At 70.9% G+C, this 20940-nt stretch carries 20 protein-coding genes; 12 read left to right on the forward strand and 8 right to left on the reverse strand.

All coding sequences use genetic code 11. The features are described from left to right. Positions 1–7: 7 nt before the first annotated feature. Entirely contained in the window at positions 8–1399 is a 1392-nt protein-coding gene (locus tag ACIOD2_RS36215) for a carboxylesterase/lipase family protein (protein ID WP_400548668.1), read from the forward strand. A gap of 60 nt (positions 1400–1459) precedes the next feature. On the opposite strand, the gene ACIOD2_RS36220 is transcribed toward ACIOD2_RS36215, so the two are convergent. From ACIOD2_RS36220 to rnhA, 3 genes are all read right to left on the reverse strand, one after another. Next, positions 1460–4537 (reverse strand): glycosyl hydrolase 2 galactose-binding domain-containing protein, encoded by a 3078-nt coding sequence (locus ACIOD2_RS36220; protein WP_400548671.1) that lies wholly within the window; start codon positions 4535–4537, stop codon positions 1460–1462. A gap of 391 nt (positions 4538–4928) precedes the next feature. Next, positions 4929–5309, reverse strand: coding sequence for a YchJ family protein (locus ACIOD2_RS36225; RefSeq protein WP_400548674.1), 381 nt, complete (start codon positions 5307–5309; stop codon positions 4929–4931). Positions 5310–5360: 51 nt separating this feature from the next. Further along, complete coding sequence (gene rnhA, locus ACIOD2_RS36230; RefSeq protein ID WP_323331160.1) at positions 5361–5840, reverse strand: ribonuclease HI; 480 nt, start codon at positions 5838–5840, stop codon at positions 5361–5363. A 77-nt stretch (positions 5841–5917) separates the two neighbouring features. Here rnhA and ACIOD2_RS36235 point away from each other — a divergent pair, with 77 nt between their 5' ends. From ACIOD2_RS36235 to ACIOD2_RS36250, 4 genes are all read left to right on the forward strand, one after another. Continuing rightward, entirely contained in the window at positions 5918–6625 is a 708-nt protein-coding gene (locus ACIOD2_RS36235) for a Crp/Fnr family transcriptional regulator (protein WP_400548678.1), read from the forward strand. 483 nt (positions 6626–7108) lie between these two features. Continuing rightward, positions 7109–8086: a hypothetical protein gene (locus ACIOD2_RS36240; protein ID WP_400548681.1), complete on the forward strand. Its 978-nt coding sequence runs from the start codon at positions 7109–7111 to the stop codon at positions 8084–8086. A gap of 7 nt (positions 8087–8093) precedes the next feature. Next, the gene (locus tag ACIOD2_RS36245; protein WP_400548684.1) at positions 8094–8720 is read left to right on the forward strand and encodes a hypothetical protein; all 627 of its coding nucleotides are present in this window, start codon (positions 8094–8096) and stop codon (positions 8718–8720) included. Positions 8721–8739: 19 nt separating this feature from the next. Continuing rightward, entirely contained in the window at positions 8740–9519 is a 780-nt protein-coding gene (locus ACIOD2_RS36250) for a DUF1684 domain-containing protein (protein WP_400548687.1), read from the forward strand. 18 nt (positions 9520–9537) lie between these two features. Here ACIOD2_RS36250 and ACIOD2_RS36255 read toward each other — a convergent pair whose 3' ends face one another. The 3 genes from ACIOD2_RS36255 to ACIOD2_RS36265 all read right to left on the reverse strand — a co-directional run bounded on the left by ACIOD2_RS36255 (position 9538) and on the right by ACIOD2_RS36265 (position 11416). After that, positions 9538–10029: a hypothetical protein gene (locus ACIOD2_RS36255; protein ID WP_400548690.1), complete on the reverse strand. Its 492-nt coding sequence runs from the start codon at positions 10027–10029 to the stop codon at positions 9538–9540. Between the two features lie 160 nt (positions 10030–10189). Beyond that, positions 10190–10720, reverse strand: a complete 531-nt coding sequence (locus tag ACIOD2_RS36260; RefSeq protein WP_400548693.1) for a hypothetical protein — start codon at positions 10718–10720, stop codon at positions 10190–10192. 18 nt (positions 10721–10738) lie between these two features. Then, positions 10739–11416, reverse strand: coding sequence for an MBL fold metallo-hydrolase (locus ACIOD2_RS36265; protein ID WP_400548696.1), 678 nt, complete (start codon positions 11414–11416; stop codon positions 10739–10741). Positions 11417–11523: 107 nt separating this feature from the next. On the opposite strand from ACIOD2_RS36265, the gene ACIOD2_RS36270 reads away from it, so the two are divergent. Beyond that, positions 11524–12771: an acyltransferase family protein gene (locus ACIOD2_RS36270; RefSeq protein WP_400548699.1), complete on the forward strand. Its 1248-nt coding sequence runs from the start codon at positions 11524–11526 to the stop codon at positions 12769–12771. A 76-nt stretch (positions 12772–12847) separates the two neighbouring features. Then, positions 12848–15709, forward strand: a complete 2862-nt coding sequence (gene uvrA / locus ACIOD2_RS36275; RefSeq protein WP_400548702.1) for an excinuclease ABC subunit UvrA — start codon at positions 12848–12850, stop codon at positions 15707–15709. 13 nt (positions 15710–15722) lie between these two features. Here the strand turns inward: uvrA and ACIOD2_RS36280 are convergent, their stop codons facing one another. Then, positions 15723–16307 (reverse strand): fibronectin type III domain-containing protein, encoded by a 585-nt coding sequence (locus ACIOD2_RS36280; RefSeq protein ID WP_400548705.1) that lies wholly within the window; start codon positions 16305–16307, stop codon positions 15723–15725. A 223-nt stretch (positions 16308–16530) separates the two neighbouring features. On the opposite strand from ACIOD2_RS36280, the gene ACIOD2_RS36285 reads away from it, so the two are divergent. The 4 genes from ACIOD2_RS36285 to ACIOD2_RS36300 all read left to right on the forward strand — a co-directional run bounded on the left by ACIOD2_RS36285 (position 16531) and on the right by ACIOD2_RS36300 (position 18894). Beyond that, a complete protein-coding gene (locus tag ACIOD2_RS36285; protein WP_400548941.1) occupies positions 16531–17025 on the forward strand; it encodes a hypothetical protein in 495 nt (164 codons plus the stop codon). Between the two features lie 144 nt (positions 17026–17169). Then, entirely contained in the window at positions 17170–17724 is a 555-nt protein-coding gene (locus tag ACIOD2_RS36290) for a sigma-70 family RNA polymerase sigma factor (RefSeq protein ID WP_323331623.1), read from the forward strand. After that, the gene (locus ACIOD2_RS36295) at positions 17721–18446 is read left to right on the forward strand and encodes an anti-sigma factor family protein (RefSeq protein WP_400548708.1); all 726 of its coding nucleotides are present in this window, start codon (positions 17721–17723) and stop codon (positions 18444–18446) included. The genes ACIOD2_RS36290 and ACIOD2_RS36295 overlap by 4 nt, the downstream gene beginning before the upstream one ends. A 7-nt stretch (positions 18447–18453) precedes the next feature. Continuing rightward, positions 18454–18894, forward strand: a complete 441-nt coding sequence (locus tag ACIOD2_RS36300; RefSeq protein WP_400548711.1) for an SRPBCC family protein — start codon at positions 18454–18456, stop codon at positions 18892–18894. 86 nt (positions 18895–18980) lie between these two features. Here the strand turns inward: ACIOD2_RS36300 and ACIOD2_RS36305 are convergent, their stop codons facing one another. Beyond that, the gene (locus tag ACIOD2_RS36305; protein WP_400548714.1) at positions 18981–20399 is read right to left on the reverse strand and encodes an MFS transporter; all 1419 of its coding nucleotides are present in this window, start codon (positions 20397–20399) and stop codon (positions 18981–18983) included. A 104-nt stretch (positions 20400–20503) separates the two neighbouring features. Here ACIOD2_RS36305 and ACIOD2_RS36310 point away from each other — a divergent pair, with 104 nt between their 5' ends. Then, complete coding sequence (locus ACIOD2_RS36310; protein ID WP_400548717.1) at positions 20504–20905, forward strand: winged helix-turn-helix transcriptional regulator; 402 nt, start codon at positions 20504–20506, stop codon at positions 20903–20905. The last annotated feature ends 35 nt before the right edge of the window (positions 20906–20940 follow it).

Genomic DNA, 20940 nt, shown 5'->3' on the forward strand with positions numbered 1-20940 from the left:
TGGACCCGTGACGACGGCAGAGATCACGGGTGGCGCGGTGCGCGGGTCCGTCAAGGACGGGGTCAGGACGTTCCTCGGCGTGCCGTACGCCGCGCCGCCGGTGGCGGAGCTGCGGTTCCGCGCGCCGCGGCCCGTGACGCCCTGGACCGGGGTGCGGGACGCGACGACGTGGGCGCCGCGCGCGCCGCAGCCCGAGCTGACCGGCCGCGGTTTCACCGGCGACGAGGACTGCCTTTACGTCAACGTCTACGCGCCGGACACGCCCGGCCCGTACCCGGTGCTGGTGTGGATCCACGGCGGTGGTGGCGTGATGGGCGCGCCGCACCAGTTCGACGGGTCGGCGTACGCCCGGCGCGGGGTCGTCGTGGTGACCGTCGCCTACCGGCTGGGTGTGCTCGGCATGCTGCACCTGCCCGGGGTCGCCGACTCGAACCTCTCGCTGCGCGACCAGGTCGCCGCGCTGGAATGGGTGCGGGACAACGTCTCCGCATTCGGCGGCGACCCGGCGCGGGTGACGCTGGCCGGGCAGTCCAACGGCGGCCGCACGGTCGGGACGCTGCTGGCCGTGCCCGCCACGGACGGCCTGGTCCGGCGGGCGATCGTGCAGAGCGGCACTGGCGTCGGCGCGGTGGTGCACACCCCGGACGAGGGCGCGGCGGTCGCGTCGGCTGTCCTCAAGGAACTGGACGCTTCGCCTGCGGACCTGGCGACGTTGCCGGTGAAGCGGATTCTCGAGGCGCAGCAACGGGTTTCGGCCGTCTCGGGGACCAAGGTGACTTATCGGGTGGTCGTCGGGGACGAGCTGCTGCCCGAACGCCCGCTGGAAGCCGTCCGCGACGTCCCGCTGCTCATCGGGACGACGGCCGACGAAGAAGACCTGTTCAGCTGGCTCCAGTCGGGCGGCGCGAAGCTCCTCGGCGTCGGCTCGACGATGCTGGAGCCTGCCGAGGTCGAAAAGGCCGTCGCGGCGTACACCGAGCTGCTCGACTGGCCCGAGGACCAGGTCCGCAACCGCGCGCTGACCGCGGGGGACTGGTGGATCCCGGCGATCCGGTTCGCCGAGAAGCAGCCGGACGCCTGGATGTACCGGCTGGACTGGCGGATCGCGCCCCGAGGCCGTGGCCTGGGCGCGCCGCACGGACTCGACCTGCCGCTGGTGTTCGACGACATCGACAACAAGAACTGGCGGTTCCTCTTCGCGGGTCGCACCCGTCCGACCGAGCGTTTCCAGGCCCTGGCCACGGAGATGTCCAGCGCCTGGATCCGGTTCATCACCACAGGCGACCCGGGCTGGCCGCGCTACACGCCGACAGACCGCGTCACGCGCCTCTTCGACGACGTCTCCACCACGGTCGCCGACCCGGACCGCGCCCAGCGCCTGCTCTGGGACACCCTCTAATGCCGTGAATGGCCCATTGAGGGACTCTAAGTCTCTCAATGGGCCATTCACGGACTTGGGCTAGACGGTGATCTTGTCGACGTTCGGGCCGCCGTTGGCGGTCGTCGCGGTCGTCTTGATCTTGTTCACCCCGGCGGTCAGCGTCACGTGGATCGTGACCGTCTGCCAGGTGTCCCAGTTCCCGGTGCCGCCGAAGGCCAGCGCGGACGCCACCTTCGTGCCGTTCACCGAGACGTCCATCGGGCGGTTCACCGTCGTGCCGTTGGCGTACCGCAGGACGACGTCGGCGGGGCCGGCGGCGGCCGCGTTCACGGAGAACTCCACCGCGCTCCCGGTCGCGTTGTCGTAGTTGACGAACCCGCTGCCGGTGAAGCCGGCGTGGTTCGACTCCGCGACACCGCTGGTGATCGTGGCGTCCTCGGCTTCGTAGTCGACGGGGTTGCCCGGACCGGGGCCCGCGGTGCCGTCCGCCGGCACCGTCTTCGTGCCCGTGTTCCAGCCCGCGACCCGCACGGACGGCTTGGCGCCCTTGAGGTCCGCGGTCCGGTACGTCGCGGTCAGCGTGGCCGACTCGCCGGGCCAGAGGCTGACCTGGTTGTCGGTCCACGTCACCGGCAGCACCGGCGCGCCCGCCGCACCGAGGACGTGCGCGTCGACGAAGAACGCCGGCACCTTGCCGGCAGAGCTGTTCTTCAGCGTCACCTTGGTGGTCGTGGTGCCGTCGGAGTTCGCCGTCGAGTTCGCGGTGGTGTCCACCGCGACCTGGCCCAGGCCGGTCAGCCCGGACAGGTCCGCGTACGACGTCGTCGGCGTGTAGTACCAGTCGCTGTTGTCCCAGTCGAGCGTGTCGGCCTTGGTGGACAGCCAGTAGACGTTGCGGCTGACCTCCTTGCCCGAGGAGTCGGTGAGGACCAGCTTCGCCAGGTACGTCGTCGACAGGCCGCTCACCGAGCCGATGGTCAGCGCGGTGGTCTTGGCACCGTCACCGCCGACCGAGAGCGTCTTCGACTGGTTGTACTTCTCCGTCCCGTCGAGGTTGTACAGCTTGACCGACGCGGTCAGGTTCGACGCCGCGTCGTGGTTGTGGTTGACCACCACGACGGACTTGTTGTCGTACGAGTACTGGATGTGCAGCGGCTCGTTCGCCTTCTTGGCCCCGAAGTAGGAGCCGTTCTGGTCGAGGTAGGCGTCGAACAGCTGCCAGTGCAGCGACGTCCAGCCGCTGTTGAGCATCCAGTAGATGATCCCGGTCGACGGGTTCGAGCTGTCGCTGAAGTTGCGCGAGTGCGACTCGAACTCGGCGCGGACGTTCTCGTACTGCGCCAGCTGCGCTTTCCGGACGAAGTCGTCGAGGCTCGCCGGCTTGCCGTAGCGGCCGGTGAGAGCGTCGCCGAAGAGCTTCAGGTTGGCGAACGTCGAGGACGACGACCGGTGGTACTGCGCGGTCGACGGGCTCTTCCACAACGTGTCCAGCTCGCTCGGCGACATCATCCGCTTGAGCGTGTCCATCGTCGGGATGTCCGGCCCGGCGCTGGTTTCGGAGTTGAAACCCCACGCGCCGCCCAGGTCGCTGTGCGCCTTGTCGTACCAGTAGTTCGGCGGGACGTAGTCGTACGGCCCGTTCATCTTCATGCCGGACGCGCCGAGCTGCGGCGACGACTTCGCCGACGCGGCCGGGACCACCGGAGTGGGCCAGTCCGCGTCGGTCAGCGCGTCGAGGTAGTTCTTCTCGATCGTCGCGTCGGGCGCGAAGTCACTGCCGATCAGGAACGAGATGACGCTCGGGTGGTCGCGCAGCCGCTCGGCCTCTGCGGTCATCGACGCCTTCGCGACCGGGTAGTCGGCGGCGGTCCAGGGGTCACCCTTTTCGCTGCCGTTGACCTGGCCCTCCCACTTGTCGCAGCACTCCCAGCCGGGCAGCGTCAGCACGCCCATCCGGTCGGCGAGGTCGAAGAACTCGTCGGGCTCGATGTGCCCCTCCAGGCGCACGGTGTTGAGCCCGAGGTTCTTGACGTAGGCGAGCTTGTCCGCCGCGTACTGCTGGTTCCAGCGCAGGAACAGGTCCGGCGAGTAGCCGCCGCCCTTGATCAGCAGCGGACGCCCGTTGATCGTGTACGACCGGCCGCCGCTCGAGTTCTTCGGCGCCTTGACCTCGCGCACGCCGAAGCTCTCGTGGGAGGAGTCCGACGCCGCGCCGCCAACGCTCGCGGTCAGGTCGAGGTCGTAGAGCGGCTGCCCACCCATCCCGGCCGGCCACCACACCTGCGGGTTGTCGATCCCGACGACCGGGAACGTGACGGTCTTCTTCTCCTTGGCCGCCAGGGAAACCGCCTGGCTGATCGCCCGCCCGGCGACCGTGCCGGACACCGTCGCCGAGACCGCGGCGGCCGAGTCGTTGCGGACGTCGGCCTTGACCGTCAGGTCGGCGTGCGTCGTCCCGTTCAGCTTCGTGACGACGTGGCCGCCGCGCAACGCGACCGGCCCGCTGCGGCGCACGAGGACGTCCCGCACGATGCCCATGTTCTGGTCCGGCGGGGTCTGCGCCCAGTCGATCCAGCCCATCGACAGGTCCTTGTCGGGGTCGTTCGGGTAGACCTTGAACGCGACGCTGTTCGTGCCCGCCTTGACCTGCGCGGTGATGTCCAGGTCCTGGCGGGTGTAGGCGCCGGTGACCTGCGCCTTGTCCGCGATCTTCGTCCCGTTGACCCAGACGTCGGCCTTGGACAGCACGCCGCTGAAGTCGAGGTAGGTGCGCTGGGTGGTGTCGGTGACGGTGAGGTCGGTGCGGTACCACCACGGGACCTTGAAGTCCGCGGTCGGCACGTTCTTCATGTTCGTCGAGTAGAACGGGTCGGCGTACTTGCCGTTGGCCAGCAGGCCGGCGTAGACGGTCGAGCGCGGGCCGACCGGGTACCAGCCGGCGGTGTTGAAGCCCGGCTTCGAGACCGCCGAATCGTCGCTGACCTGGGCCGAGGTCTGGATCAGGAAACCGGGGACCGCGGTGGCCGGCCCGGCCGCGGCGACCGTGGCTTTCGCCGCTTCCTGGCCGCTGGCCGCCGGGACGGAGGCCCCGCTCACCGCGACGGCCAGCGTGACCGCCGCCAACAGCCGTAGAGTTCTTCTTTGCCGATGACTCACTAGCGCGCCTCCTAGGCACCGCGGCGGCGAGGAAAGGTGACCATCGTTAGGGAACTTTCCTAACAATTGCGGACGATAGTAGCGGTCCGATCACTCCGGGAACAGGGGCGTTTGCCCGATTGGCCAGACCCGGGCGGCTCCGGGCGGCGTGCCCCGCTCAGCGGAACATCGGCCCGGCCCCAGGCTTTCGCGATCGGCCCCGAAGGGTGCGACCACCTCGAGCCGGTGCCGTCGGCGAGCTTCGCATGCACGTCGACGACCGTGCCGGGCCGAACACCTCTTGGCCGGCGAGACTGCCGATTTCGGCCGTGACGGTGTGCGGCCTGTTCAGCTGCTGGAGGGCCCGCCGACCAGGAGCCCGCCCACGATGGCCGGGCCCCTCCGCGCTGCCTCAGGCCTCCGCGTCGAGGTAGACCCACTGGCCGTCTTCGCGGCGGAAGCGGCTGTTCTCCTCCATGAAGGCGTCGCGGCCCCGGTGGCGGTAGTGCGCGCGGAACTCGACCGTGCCTTCGGTGTGCAGCAGGCCGCCGCCGGTGCGGGCGAGGATCTCCAGCCGGGTCCATTCCTGGCCCGGATCGAGCGCCAGCTTCCGCGGCCGGGTGTCCGGGTGCCAGGTGCGCAGCAGGTAAGCCGGGTCGCCGACGGCGAAGGCGCTGAACCGGGACCGCATCAGCAGTTCGGCGGTCGGTGCCGCCAGGCCGCCGTCGTGGAACCGGCCGCAGCAGGCGACGTAGGACTCGGCGAGGCCGCACGGGCACGGAGCGGGAGGCATCGGCAAAGTGTGCCACGGCCGGGCCCGGCCGTGACGGCCGTCCTTTGTGGACTAGCCGCCGTTGACCGGCTTGCCGCTCTCGCGGGCTTCCTGGGCGCCGCGCACCGCGAGGCGGTCCGCGCGCTCGTTGCCCGGCAGGCCCGCGTGGCCCTTCACCCAGAGCCACTCGACCTCGTGCTCGCGGACGGCCTCGTCGAGGCGCTGCCACAGGTCCGCGTTCTTGACCGGCTCGCGCGCCGCCGTCTTCCAGCCGTTGCTCTTCCAGCGGGGCAGCCACTGCGTGATGCCGTTGCGCACGTACGTGCTGTCGGTGAACACGCGGACCTGGGACGGGCGCTTCAGGCTCTCCAACGCCCGGATCGGCGCGGTCAGCTCCATCCGGTTGTTCGTCGTCGGGGTGGCCTCACCGCCGTACAGCTCGCGCTCGTGCTTGCCGTAGGTCAGCACCGCACCCCAGCCCCCGGGGCCGGGGTTCCCGCTGCACGCGCCGTCGGTGTAGATCTCCACGGCCGGTCCGTCCTCGCTCGCCACGGCGGCGACCCTACCGGTCGTCTTGCCCTCGCTTCGGGCCACCACGCCGGGTTACGGTGGAAATCCGGAGGGGAGCCATGACGGGGCACGACGACCACGCCGAGGGGGCGCTCCTGGCCTACCTCGCCGACGCCGATCGCGAGTACCTGCTCGCCCAGGGCGTCCGGCGTCGCTTCCGCGCCGACGACTACGTGCTCATGGAAGGCGACCCGTCCGACCACGTGCACGTCCTGGTCTCGGGCTGGGTGCGGATTTCGAAGATCGTCGAGGACGGCCGCGAGGTGCTCTTCGGCCTGCGCGGCCCCGGCGAGGTACTGGGTGAACTGGCGGCCATCAACGGCTGGGCGCGCACGGTGTCGTGCCGCGCCATGGAACCGTGCCAGGTCGTCCAGTTCACCGGCGCCCAGTTCCTCGCCGCGCTGCGGGCCCGGCCCGAGATCGCCATCGCGACGATCAAGACCGTCGCCGTGCGGCTGCGAGCCGCCGAGAACGCGCGCGTCGCCTCGGCGGCCTACGACGTGAGCCACCGGGTCGCGGTCCACCTGGTGCGGCTGGCCGAGGAGCACGGCCGTACGGTGCCGGAGGGCATCGTCATCGAGGCGGGATTTTCGCAGGAGGACATGGCGAGCCAGGTCGGCGCGGCGCGCCGGACCGTCGCGCGGGCGCTCGCCGTCCTGCGGGAGCGGGGCATCGTCGAGACCGGCCGGAAGCGCGTCCTCATCCGCCGGATGCACGTCCTGCGCGCCCTGGCCCGTTCTGAGCCAAACGGCACACAAGGCCCGTGACAACGGGCATCTGAAGCTCGTCCTCCGCGCGCCATTCTGGGATCGGCCGGAAAAGAAAAGAGATGCCACCGGCCGGATTCCGTTTTTGAGCGAGGCTCGGGGGAGTGCTTGTCGTGAACGTCTACTGCAAAATCCGGACCCTGGTGAAATCCGTTTCCGCCGCGTTCGCAGCCGGCGTCGTCGCGGGATTGCTGGTGGCCTCCGGGACCGCGGTGGCACCGGCGGCACCGGCCCCCGCCTCGTCCTGGGTGCAGCGATGAGGAGGTGTGTGATGGAGAGCCACTCGATCTGGGCGCTGATCTTCGGCGCGAACTGACGCACCCGCGGTGCGGCCCGGCCGGCCGGCTCGTGGGGGGTCGACCGGCCGGGCTATTCACGGGGAAAGAATGTCCCCCATCTGTCATTCCGGAACGGAACCGTCGCTGGTAACGTGATGAGCCGTCCTGCGACTCTCTTTCTGCCGCAGCAAAGGAGGAGGGCCGGGTGACGGCGGAGAACTCCTTCCCGTTCGTGCGCGAGCTGAACGAGCTGCGCCGCGGCCGCGGCCTGGACGCCACCGATCTGCACCAGCGGATCGGGCCGTGCCTGCGGGCGGCGTGCGAGATCGCCGATACCGACCAGCCCGCCGCCGCGCGGCACAAGCTCGTGCTGCGGCTCACCGAACTGTGCGGGCGGCTGCCCGCGGACCTGCGGCTGGCCGCGCTGGCGGCGCTCGGCCTGCACGAGGAGGCGGCCGGGGAGTTCCTGGACCGGCGGATCTTCTGGCTGGCCAGCGTGCTGGACCGGGACCCGCGCACCGCGCGCCGCCGCATCGACCTCGCGTTCCGCCGGCTCGACGAGCTGCTCGGCGCGCCCGACCAGAACCGGGACCTGCACCCGCTCGCCGGCTGGTACGTCGAGTCGATGAAGGCGATGGTCCGGCTCGACCGCGACCCGCCGGACCTGCAGGAGGAGCGCCGGATCGTCGCGGAGGTCGACGAGCTCGACGAGCTGGTCCTCTCGTTCAGCGTCCCGGCCGTGCCCGGCAGCGACCCGGTGCCCGACATCAGCGCCGACGTGCTCTTCGGCGGCGAGGTCGTCGAGGCGAAGCAGGTTTCGGCGAGCCACGCGCAGTTCATCATGCGGCTGCCCAGCCCGTTGCGGCTGGGCCAGCGCCACGAGTACGGCATCCGGTTCGCGCCGCAACGGACGTCGTTGCGGCCGTACTACGTCCTCACGCCGTTGCGCCGCTGCGAGAAGTTCTCGGTCCGCGTCCGCTTCGACCGCGCCGACCCGCCGTCGCGGGTGTGGCGGCTCAACGGCGTGCCGGGCCGGGTGATCGACGACGGCGTCGACTCGGGCGACGCGCTGACGATCAACCGGGTCGGCGAGGTGGGCCTCGAGTTCCACGGGCTGCACCAGGGCCTGAGCTACGGCCTGCAGTGGGCTTTCGATCGGTCTTTCGACCCTCGGGAGGACTGAGGAGCCCATGCGCACCGTCCCGGTGTCCGCGACCGTCGTCCGGATCGGGATCGTCGCGCCGAGCCGCGGGCGGACCGCGCGTTCGGTGCACCTCGGCGTCACCCTCGACGCGGTGCTGGACGACGTGTTCGACGGTGTGCCGGTGCCCTACCGGACCCCGACCTGGTTCCGGCGGCCGGAGGGGGACAACACGACGCTGGTCATCCCGCCGACGGTGCCGTCGCGGTGGGTCGCGACCGGGCTGGTCGGCCTGGTGGACGAGGCGCTGGGGAGCCGCAACCGCCACCTCGCCCAGTTCGGCCGGCTGCGCCTGCGGCTGGCGATCGACCACGGCGACGTCGTGCTGCGCCCGCCGCACTTCGGCGGCGCCGCGATCGCGTTGTCGTCCTGGCTGTGTGATTCGGACGAGCTGAAGGCGGCGTCCGCGGCGGCGCCGGAGGAGGACCAGGTGCTGATCGTGTCCGACCGGTTCTACACGGCCGTCGCCGGCGAAGGCGAGCAAGACCTGGACCCGGCGGTGTTCCGGCAGGTCTTCGTGGCGGCCGGGGGCGGCCTCGAGATCGGCTGGCTGCGGATCCGTCCGGATGCTGGGACGTGGAATAGCGAGGACGACGACGGGTTGGCACCGTTGTAACCGACGGGAAGGGCCAGCGATGAGCACGTTCACGAGCGAGTGGCAGGACTGGAAGACCCGGCGCGAGTCGGACCTCGCCGAGCCGCACGGCTGGCTGGCGCTGGTGTCGCTGGACTGGCTGACCGATTCCCCGCGCGAGTACCCCGGCATCCCCGGCCGCTGGTGGCAGGACGCCGACGCGGCGTACGTCGACCCGGCCGGCGCTTCGCTGACCCACGAAGGCGAGCCGATCACGGACGTCCGCCGGTTCGAGCTGGTCAACAGCGGCGCGGGCACCCGGGTGCTGTCCGGTGACGTCGAGATCGAGGTGGCCCGGCGCTCGGGGTACCTGATCCGGGTGCACGACCCGAAGGCCGAGGTGCTGCGCGCCTTCCACGGCGTCCCGGCCTACGAGCCGTCGCCGTCCTGGGTGCTCGACGGCCGGTTCGAGCCGTTCGACGAGCCGCGGCCCACCACGGTCGGCGCGGTGGTCGAGGGCCTGAGCCACGTCTACACGGCGCCGGGCCTGGTCCACTTCGAGCACGACGGCGCGTCGCACACGCTGACCGCGTTCAACGGCAAGGAAGGCGGCTTCAGCATCCTGTTCACCGACGGGACGAGCGGCGTGACGACGTACGCCGCCAACCGCTCGCTGCCGGTGGGCGCGCCGGCCGCCGACGGCACGGTGACGCTGGACTTCAACCGCGCGGTCAACCTGCCGTGCGCGTTCACGGACTTCGCGACGTGCCCCCTGCCCCCGGCGGGCAACCACCTGGCCTTCGAGGTGGAGGCGGGGGAGAAGACCCCGTACGAGCGCTGACGGGGCCTGCCCCTCGCTTCAGCTGGCGACGTCGATCACGACGCGGTTGGGCGCGGTGAGCGTGAAGACGTTCACCGTGGTCCGCGACCGCACGCCGAGCCCGACGGTCAGGTGCCCCTCGAAGTCCCCGGTGACGGCGACGGCCATGACGTTGCGCAGGTTCCGCGTCCGGAACTTCTGCGGCCCGGGATAGGTGGGCGCGCCGGCGTCGTCGTGCGCGGCGGCGGGCGTCGCGGAGACGTTGACGAAGTACTCCCCGGTGAGCCACACGATGTCCCCGGTCGGGTCGGCGGTGAGCTCGTCGACGAGCTGGTAGCTGACGCCGGGCGCGGATCCGGCGGTGAGGTCGAGGACCACCCGGTCGAAGCCGGGGTTGACGCCGGTCCGGATGTTCGTCAGGGCGGGAAGGGTGGTGGCGGCACCGGCGGGTGCGGCCGCGGCGGTCGCGGTGGCGGTACCGGCGAGCAACAGGACGACGGCGGCGAGCGCACGTCGGACGGGTCTGGACATGAAGGGCCTCCTGGCGGGTGTGAACCGGTGGAAGTCCCAGCGCTGGGTATGCGGGAGACGTCCGGTTCGTCCGGTGAGTTGCCCTCGGTCCGGAACCGTTACCCGGCTGCTCCGAACGTGTCGAGCGCTGTCCCGGCCGGAGCGCCGTTGCTGGAGCTTGTCAGGAACGACGGTCCCCGCCCGCCGGGGGCAGCCACTCGTGGTCCGCCTTGGGGAGCTGCCCCTTCCCGATCCCGAGATCGGCTCGCGCGTGCTCGTAGAAAGCATCACGCCGAAGGCTGACCGCCTCGGAGGAGACAGCGAAGTCTTCGAGACACACGTCGGTGCCGGTCACCACTCGGCTGAGGCGCCGGACGGCGTCGTGCCATTCCCGCCCCGCCGCGACTGCCGCCGGTGAGCCGAGCAGCAGTACCGATTCCCACTTCATCGCCCGCTGGGTTTCGGCGTCGGCGAGCTCTCGAAGCCCCGGTTCGCCGTCCAACGGCCGGACGACAGCCGGATAGCCGCGGCCGGCCGCGATCCGGTAGGACAGTTCCGCGCATGCCTTCACGGCGACCGCGTACTCGCTGTAGGCACTCAGCCGTTTGTCGTCCCACCGCACCGAATGTGCCCGGCGCCACTTGCCGCGCTCGGTGAGAGTCGTGGCCGTGAACGAGGCTGCGGCGCCCAAGAGCACCGCAGCCAGCGTCACCGCCTGCTGGGCGACTGCTCACCAGCCGCGTTCGCGCCATTCGGCGAGCTTCGGGCGCTCCGCGCCCAGCGTCGAGTCGTCGCCGTGGCCCGGGTAGAACCACGTCTCGTCCGGCAGCTCGTCGAAGATCCGCGACGACACGTCGGCCACCAGCGACGAGAAGTCCTCGGGAGACGTCGTCCGGCCCACCCCACCAGGGAACAGCGAGTCCCCGGTGAACAGGTGCGGGTGGCCCGACGGGTCCCGGTAGAGCAGCGCGATCGACCCCGGTGTGTGACCCCGCAGGTGGATCACCGAAAGAGTGACCTGGCCCACCGAGAGTGTGTCTCCGTGCTCGACCAGGAAGTCCGGCGGCACCGGCAGCGGGGAAGCGTCCAGCGGATGCGCCGCGGTGTTCGAGCCGTTCGCCCCGGCCACCGCGCCCAGGGCCTGCCAGTGGTCCTGGTGCTGGTGGGTCGTGACGACCGTGCGCAGGGCCGGCCGATCGGGGCCGTGGCCGATGAGGTCCGAGATGCGCTCGGGGTCGTTCGCCGCGTCGATGAGGAGGGCTTCGTTCTCCTGGCGGCACACCAGCAGGTACGTGTTGTTGTCCATCGGGCCGACGGACAGCTTGGTGATGGTCAGCGCGTCCAGGGTCCGCCGGGTGGCGTCGCCGCCCGGGTCGACGTGCCCGGTGTAGGTCTCCACGATGTTCACCGTGCACACGGTAGTCGGGGCCCTGCAAGCGGTTCCACCCGCACAAGCGCCCGCTCACCCCGGCACGTAGGCTCACCGGAGCCCCGCAAGCCGACCCCGGGAAGACCGTGCCGACGACTCCGACGCCGACCCCGGGGCGAGCCGTACGCCGGATCAGCTGGGATCTCCTGCGGGTCGTCGCGGTCCTCGCCGTCATCCTCGGGCACGTCACCCACCAGGGTGCACTTCTGCACCCGGAACTCACGGGGTACCCCTTCCGGGTGACCGCGCAGTTCGGGGCGGCGATCCTCCTGGTGATCTCCGCGTTCTTCGTTTGCGCGAGCCTCCGCAAGGGCAATCCGCGCCGGTGGCTGTGGAACCGGATCGCGCGCCTCGTGCCCGCCTACCTGGTCGCGGTGCTCGTCACCTACCTGGTGACGCGGTACGCGGCCATCCGCTTCAGCGGGCTGCCGTTCCCGCCGGGGGTCACGGGCTTCCTCTTCGGAGTGCCGCAGGGCCTGCCGACGGACCCCTCGCCCTGGTACATCCCCACCTGGGCCGATCTGCTCGCCAACCTGGGCATGGTCCCCGAATGGGGTTACCGCTTCGAGTGGTTCTACTACCTCGACGGCTCCTACTGGACACTCCCCGTGCAGCTCGCGGCCTTCGCCTGCGCGGCGCTGCTGTGGCCGCGGGCCTGGCGGACGCACCGGGTGACCGTCGCCCTGCTGTGGGCCCTGATCCTGGTGCCGCTGGTCATCCGGTTCGCGATCGTCCCGCCGTCGCTGGAGCCGAGCACGCACCAGAAGGTCGTCGACTCCGTCTTCTACGGCCTGGGCCTGCACCGCGCGCACGTCTTCGCGATCGGCGCGGCCCTCTGGCTGTGGTCGAAGAAGCGGCTCGCGCACTGGCACGTCGCGCTGTTCGTGGTCGCCGCGTGCGTGGCGCAGGACCTGCAGGTCTTCCCGTTCCACCGGGCCCTGCCGCAGGACGCCCAGCGCTGGCCCTCCACGATCGGGTTCGTCGTGCTGCTCCTGCTGGTGTGCCTCGCCGCCCGGGGCCCCGACTGGCGCTTCCCCGGCCTGCGCCGGATCGCCCCGGCCGTCACGTGGCTCGCGGGCATCTCGTATGGTCTTTATCTGGTGCACCAGGAACTGGGTTACATCCTGGCGCGCGCCCTGATCAACGTCGGCGTCCCCGGCTGGCTGCGGCTCCCCGTGGTCGTGGCCGCCGCCGTGCTGGCGGGCTGGGCGGTCACCGCGGGCGTCGAACGGCCGGTCCACCGGTGGCTCACCGCTCGGCGGGATCGCGACCAGAAGCCCGAAGAACCGCAGGTCAAGGACTCGGAACCAGTTTCTGTCGGTGGTGGCTCGTAGCATGGAGGCGGCCGCCCGTGCAGCTCTGACCGGGCCGGCAACCGCAGCTGGAGAATGACACTGAAGGGACCCTGGCGTGGCTGATCGCCTCGTTGTTCGCGGCGCCCGCGAGCACAACCTCCGCGGCGTGGATCTCGACCTGCCCCGCGACAGCCTGATCGTGTTCACGGGTCTGTCCGGGTCCGGCAAGTCGAGCCTCGCCTTCGACACCATCTTCGCCGAAGGGCAGCGCCGGTACGTCGAGTCGCTGTCCGCGTACGCCCGTCAGTTCCTCGGGCAGATGGACAAGCCGGACGTCGACTTCATCGAGGGCCTCTCGCCCGCGGTGTCGATCGACCAGAAGTCCACCTCGCGCAACCCGCGCTCGACCGTGGGCACGATCACCGAGGTCTACGACTACCTCCGGCTGCTCTACGCCCGGGCCGGCAAGGCGCACTGCCCCAAGTGCGGCGAGCCCATCAGCAAGCAGACCCCGCAGCAGATCGTCGACCAGGTGCTCGAGATGGACGAGGGCATCCGCTTCCAGGTGCTCGCGCCGGTCGTGCGCGGGCGCAAGGGCGAGTACGTCGACCTGTTCGAGAACCTGCAGCAGCAGGGTTACGCGCGCGTGGTCGTCGACGGCACGGTGCACGCGCTCACCGACCCGCCGAAGCTGAAGAAGCAGGAGAAGCACCAGATCGGCGTGGTCGTCGACCGGCTGAGCGTGAAGTCGGCGTCGCGGCAGCGGCTCACCGACTCGGTCGAGACGGCGCTGCGGCTGGCCGACGGCCTGGTCGAGCTCGAGTTCGTCGACCTGCCGGAGAACGACCCGCACCGCGTGCGCGGCTTCTCCGAGAACCTGGCCTGCCCCAACGGCCACCCGCTGGCCATCGAGGACCTCGAGCCCCGCTCGTTCTCCTTCAACTCGCCGTACGGCGCGTGCCCGGTGTGCACCGGCATCGGCGTCCGCAAGGAGGTCGACCCGGAGCTGGTGGTCCCGGACGACGAGCTGACCCTGGCCCAGGGCGCGATCGCGCCGTGGGCGGGCGGGCAGAGCGCCGACTACTTCGTCCGGCTGCTCGAGTCGCTGTCGGAGACCATCGGCTTCCGGATGGACACGCCGTGGCGCAAGCTGCCCGCGCGCGCCCAGAAGGCGGTGCTGCACGGCGTCGACGAGCAGGTGCACGTCCGCTACAAGAACCGCTACGGCCGCCAGCGCTCCTACTACGCGAACTTCGAGGGCGTCATCCCGTTCCTCGAGCGGCGCCAGGAGCAGACCGAGTCCGAGTACATGCGCGAGCGGTACGAGGGCTACATGCGCGAGGTGCCGTGCCCGACCTGCCAGGGCACCCGGCTCAAGCCGGAGATCCTCGCCGTCACGCTCCAGCACAAGACCCGCGGCGACATGTCGATCGCCGAGGTCTGCGGGCTCTCGATCGCCGAGGCGTCGCAGTTCCTCGACGAGCTGGAGCTCGGGCAGCGCGAGTCGATGATCGCCGGTGCGGTGCTCAAGGAGATCCAGGCCCGCCTGCGCTTCCTGCTCGACGTCGGCCTGACCTACCTCTCCCTCGACCGCGGGTCGGCGACGCTGTCCGGCGGCGAGGCACAGCGCATCCGGCTCGCCACCCAGATCGGTTCCGGCCTGGTCGGCGTGCTGTACGTGCTGGACGAGCCGTCGATCGGCCTGCACCAGCGCGACAACCACCGCCTGATCGAGACGCTGAGCCGGCTGCGGAACCTGGGCAACACACTGATCGTCGTCGAGCACGACGAGGACACCATCCGCTCCAGCGACTGGGTGGTCGACATCGGCCCGGGCGCCGGCGAGCACGGCGGCCACATCGTCCACAGTGGACCGTACAAGAAGATGCTGAAGAACAAGGACTCGATCACCGGGGCGTATCTGTCCGGGCGCCGCAAGATCGACGTCCCGGCGATCCGGCGGCCGATCGACAAGAAGCGGCAGCTGACCGTCGTGGGCGCGCGTGAGCACAACCTGCGGGCGCTGGACGTGTCGTTCCCGCTCGGCGCCCTGGTCTCGGTCACCGGCGTCTCCGGCTCGGGCAAGTCGACGCTGGTCAACGACATCCTCGCGACGGTGCTGGCGAACAAGCTCAACGGCGCCCGCCAGGTGCCGGGCCGGCACACCCGGGTCAACGGCCTGGCCCAGGTCGACAAGCTGGTGCGCGTCGACCAGTCGCCGATCGGGCGGACCCCGCGGTCCAACCCGGCCACCTACACCGGCGTCTGGGACCACGTCCGCAAGCTGTTCGCGGCGACCACCGAGGCGAAGGTCCGCGGCTACCAGCAGGGCCGGTTCTCGTTCAACGTCAAGGGCGGCCGCTGCGAGGCGTGCGCGGGCGACGGCACGATCAAGATCGAGATGAACTTCCTGCCGGACGTCTACGTCCCGTGCGAGGTCTGCAAGGGCGCGCGGTACAACCGCGAGACCCTCGAGGTGCACTACAAGGGCAAGACCGTCTCGGACGTGCTGGACATGCCGATCGAGGAGGCGGCCGAGTTCTTCGAGCCGATCAAGGCGATCCACCGGCACCTGGCCACGCTCGTCGACGTCGGCCTCGGTTACGTCCGCCTCGGGCAGCCCGCGCCGACCCTGTCGGGTGGTGAGGCGCAGCGCGTGAAGCTGGCCAGCGAGCTGCAGAAGCGCTCCACCGGCAAGACGGTCTACATCCTCGACGAGCCGACCACCGGCCTGCACTTCGAGGACATCAGCAAGCTGATCGGCGTGATCAACGGGCTGGTGGACAAGGGCAACACGGTGATCGTGATCGAGCACAACCTCGACGTGATCAAGACGTCCGACTGGATCATCGACATGGGCCCGGAGGGCGGCAACGGCGGTGGCACGGTGATCGCCGAGGGCACGCCCGAGCACGTGGCCGGGGTCGAGACGAGCTACACGGGCGAGTTCCTGCGCCACGTCCTCGCGGCCGAGTAAGCCGGGTGGCGCCTCACCGCTCCTGGCCCGTGGTCTCGTGGACCACGGGCGAGAGCGGCCCGTAGTGCAGCGCCCGGAGGCGGTAGGCCGAGCCCTGTTCACCCGGGAGGGTGGACAGGGCGCACGTCGTCGTGTCCGGGTCCGTCACCTCGACCGGGTCGAAGTCCGGTGCGCCGGGGCGGCGGATCTCCAGCAGGAACCCGGCTTCGCCGGTCGTGTGGTCGGCCCAGGTGAACGTCACCGTGTCGCCGCCGGCCACCGCGTGCAGTGCCGTCGCGTCCGTGGCCGCCGGCGCGCCCGCGGTCGTCTCGGCTGACACCGGGCCGGTGAACGGCTGCTCCCGGTAGTAGAACGGCGTCTCCGGGATCAGGTCCGGGTGGTGGTAGCTCGTCGTGTGCGGCGGCAGGAACCGCAGCGTCGTCCACGGCCCGGCGGGGTCGTTCGCGTACTCGACCCGGTGGCCCGCGTCGTCGTCCGGCCAGTGGAGCACCACGTCGGTGGGAGACGTCAGGGACGCCGTGAAGGCGGGCGCCGGCGCCGGTGTCGCGGCACAGCCCGCGGCCAGGAGCGCGACGCAGAGGAGCGGTTTCACGGACACGGCGGCCTCCCGTGGACATCCGGGCGGCGGCGGGACGGTGATCAGCTTAGGAACCCGCCCGCACGGCGACAAGACCGTGCCGATCACCGGGACACACCAATCCACCCGCGAACCGGCACCGAACCGCGCGAATCCCCGCTGAACCGTTTCGGCCGGGCGTCCGTGTCTGGGATGTCGAGGTCCGCTGGACGGCGGTGCCGCCCTCACCGAGGAGAAGAACGTGATGAACCGTATCCGGACGGCCGTCGTCTGCGCTGCCGCATTCGCTGTCGTGGCCCCGCTGTCGGCTTGTGGCGACATGGCCACGGGAGCCGTGGGGCCGGAACACGGCCAGCCCGGGCACGTGATGCTGGCCGCCGCCACGGTGGCGGGAGTCGGCGCGGTCGTCACGGACGCCTCCGACAAGACGCTGTACCGGTTCGACAAGGACATGTCCCAGCCGCCGACGTCCACCTGCGACGGTCAGTGCGCGGCGACCTGGCCCCCGGTGCTCGCCGGGGAGGCCCCGCCGATGCTCAAGGGCATCCAGGACACCCAGGTCGGCACGCTGGACCGCAAGGACGGCAGCAAGCAGCTCACGCTGAACGGCTGGCCGCTCTACGAGTTCTCGGGCGACAAGGCGCCGGGGCAGGCCAACGGCCAGGGCGTCAACGGCACCTGGTTCGCCGTCGCCCCGGACGGCAGCAAGATCACCGCGCCGGCCGCCGCCGGCTCCTGAACCCTGACGGTTTCCGGGCAAACGAGGAAGGACGGGCAGCCGATGAACACCATGGTCGCGCTGCGCTCGACCCACGCACCGCCGGTGGCGCTGCGGGTTGCAGTACTGTCCTCGCCGACTCAGAACACCGTCGGGAGGACGAGGGTGGCGATCGGAGGCAGGCGGCCTAAGAAGGCCAAAGGCGAGGACCTGATTCGGCAGCTTTACGCCGAACACGGCCGGAGCCTGCTGGCCTACGCGACGAGGCTGACCGGTGATCGGGCGGCAGCCGAGGACGTGGTCCAGGAGACGCTGGTACGGGCGTGGAAACACGCAGACGACCTGCAGAACGACGGGAAGGGTTCGGTGCGCGGCTGGTTGCTGACCGTCGCGCGCAACCTGGTCACCGACCGGGCGCGAGCCCGGGCGGCACGGCCACAGGAAGTGGCCGAACCGGCCGAAGGCGTGCCGACCCCGGCCGTCGAGCGCGACCACGCCCAGGGCGTGGTCGACTCGATGACGGTGCTCGGCGCGATGGACGGTCTGTCCAACGAACATCGAGAGGTCCTGGTGGAGATCTACTACCGGGGACGGACGGTGGCCGAAGCGGCGAGAACACTGGGCGTCGCACCGGGTACCGTGAAATCAAGGTCGTACTACGCACTCAGGGCTCTCAGAGCCTCGATGATCTCGGGAAGCGGAACGGAGGTGGCGCGGTGAACGCCGTGGACGAAACACACACGCAGCTCGGCGCGTACGCCCTCGGGGCGCTCGACCCGGCGGAGGCGGCCGACTTCGAACGAAGGCACCTGCAGACCTGCGCCCAGTGCCGGTTCGACCTGAACGAGCTGGTCGCTCTGCGCGAGTCGCTCGACGAGGTACCGCCCGAGGCGTTCCTCGACGGGCCTCCGGAAGGCGGGGACCTGCTGCTGCAGAAGACCCTCCGCCGGATGCGCGAAGAGGAGACGGCGGCGCCGGTGCGGACCGCGTCCCGGCCGGCGTCACGCCGGGGCCTGGCCCTGGTCGCGGCGGCGGTGCTGGTGGTGGCCGCGCTCGGCGGCGGGGTGCTCGTGGGACGTCAGACCGGCTCGGAAAGCGGCCCGATCGCGATCCCCGCACCGGCGACGGACGTGCCCGGCACGAAGAACGCCGAGGGGCGGGATCCGACGACCGGCGTGCAGCTGGCCGCGTCGGTGAGCCCCTTCGCGGGCTGGGTCCGGGTCAACGTCGCGGTCAAGGGCGTGAAGGCCGGTGAGCAGTGCCTGCTGCAGGTCGTGACCAAGGAAGGCCAGGCGGTCACGGCGGGCAGCTGGAAAGTGTCCGAGAAGTGGGAGAGCCAGGGTTTCTCGCTCGACGGGTCCGCGCTGGTCGCGCCCGACGACGTGAAGTCGGTCGACATCGTCACGGTGGACGGCCGGAAGCTGGTCTCGGCCCCGGTGTGAGGCCGTGATGGGCGCGCGCTACCGGTTCCGCAGCTCTTGGCTGCTACCCGGTACCGCGCCCGAGCGGGTGTTCGGCGCGGTCACCGACCTCGCCGGCTACCCGCGGTGGTGGTCGGACGTCCGCACGGTGCGCCGGGTGGACGACGACACCGCCGAACTGGTCTGCCGCTCGCGGCTCCCGTTCCGGCTGGTCGTCCGGATGCACCGCGACCACCAGGACGAGCGGGCGGGCCTGATGCGGGTCAGGCTCAGCGGAGACCTCGAAGGGGTGCTGGCGGGCACCGTCCGCGCGACGGGCGCGGGGACGCTGCTGGAGATCACCCAGGACGTCCACGCCCGCAAGGCGCTGCTGCGGCGGCTGGACACGGTGGCCCGGCCACTCTTCCGCGTGAACCACGCGCTGATGATGCGCCGGGGCCACCGGGGTTTGAGCACCTACCTCGCGTGATCGGGACGGCGGCACGGCCGGGAGAACCCGTGTCGTCGCCCCGATCACGCGTGTCGGCCCCCCAATCACGCGTGTCGGCCCCCCAATCACACCGAACCGGCGACGCAGACCTCCGGCTCGGTGGCCTTCCGGCGGGGACGCCGGGCCAGTACCGCAGCGCCGAGCGCGATCGCCGCGATCAGGAAGCCCGCGCTCGTGCCGTAGGCCAGCCGGAAACCGGACGCCAGCGCCTCGCGGTGGTCTGCCGAACCCAGGCTCGCCGTGCGGGACGCGGCCACCGTCGCCAGCACGGCCGTCCCGATCGCCGCACCCACCTGCTGCGTGGTGTTGATCAGGCCGGACGCGACCCCCGCGTCCTCCGGCGCGACGGCGGTCATCGCCAGGCCCATCAACGCGGGGATCGCCACGCCGGCGCCGAGACCCATCACCAGCAACGGCGGCAGGACGTCGGTGAAGTAGCTGCCGTGCACCGAAACCCGGGTGAGCAGCAGCAGGCCGGCGATCACCAGGCCCAGGCCGGACAGCAGGACCGCCCGCGGCCCGAACCGCTCCGCGAGCCGGCCCGTGAAGCCGAGCGAGGCCACCGCGATCACCACCGGCACCGGCAGGAACGCGACGCCGGTGCGCAGCGCGTCGAGACCCAGCACCTGCTGCAGGTACAACGCGGTGACGAACTGGAAGCCGAGCATCCCGGCGACCATCAGGACCATCACCAGGTTGGCGCCGGTGACCGCGCGGATCCGGAACAGCCGCAGCGGCAGCAGGGGCGTGCGCGCCTTCGCCTGCCGCACCACGAACGCGACGAGCAGGACGGCGGCCGCGGCCAGCGCACCCCGGACGGCGGAGGTGATCCCGTAGACGCCCAGCATCACCGCGGCGGTGACCAGCACCGCGCCGAGCGCGTCCAGGCCCGCCCGCAGGCCCGTGCCGCGATCGGCTTCGACCACCCGGACGGCCAGCACCAGTGCGACCACGCCGATCGGCAGGTTGACGTAGAACGTCCAGTGCCAGCTCAGCGCCTGGGTCAGCGCGCCGCCCGCGATGAGCCCGATGGACGCGCCCGCGGCCTGCGTGAAGCTGTAGACGCCGATCGCCTTCGCCCGGGCCCGCGGCTCCGGGTACATCGTGACGATCATCCCGAGCACCACGGCCGACGCGAGCGCGCCGCCGACACCCTGCACGAACCGCGAGACGACCAGGACCGCCGCGTTGCCGGCGAGCCCGGCCGCCAGCGACGCGGCCGTGAACAGGCCCAGGCCGCCGAGGAACACCCGGCGGCGGCCGAGCAGGTCGCCGAGCCGGCCCGACAGCAGGAGCAGACCGCCGAAGGCGACCAGGTAGGCGGTGACGACCCAGGCGAGCCCGGCGGGCGTGAAGCCGAGGTCGGCCTGGATCGCGGGCAGCGCCACCGCGACGATGCTGCTGTCGAGCACGACCATCAGCGACGCCGCGCACAGCACCGCCAAGGCGAGGCCGCGGGATCGGACGGGATGGTTCTCGGCCATGTCAGGCCCTCCAGTTGAGCGTTGCCCCTGGTCGTCTCCAGGGCACTTCTTGTAACAGTGCCCATCATGTGTGACCATGGGTGCGCCGTGAAGGAGGCACTTTCATGTCCCAGGGGAACATCGATGTACCTGTCCAGGTCACCGAGATCGACCCGGAGAAACTCGACGTCTGCACGGTGCTCGAAGTCATCAACCGGATCAGCGGCAAGTGGGCGATCGGCATCCTGCTGGAGGCCACGCGCGGCCCGGTGCGGTTCACCGAGCTGGAGCGCTCGGTCGCGGGCATCAGCCGCCGGATGCTGACGCTGACCCTGCGCAACCTCGAGCGTGACGGCCTGCTGGTGCGCACGGTCTTCCCGACGGTCCCGCCGCGCGTGGAGTACGAGGCCACGCCGATGGCGAAGGAGCTGTACCAGTCCCTCAACGGCCTGCTCGGCTGGGCGGAGCGGCACCGCGAGTCGATCGCCGCCGCCCGCGTCGTCTACGACGGCCACGCCGCCTGCTGAAACGCCGGAGGCGGCACTTTCACGTGAAAGTGCCG

The sequence above is a fragment of the Amycolatopsis sp. NPDC088138 genome, assembly GCF_044741685.1.
In the GTDB taxonomy this organism is placed as follows: Bacteria; Actinomycetota; Actinomycetes; order Mycobacteriales; family Pseudonocardiaceae; genus Amycolatopsis.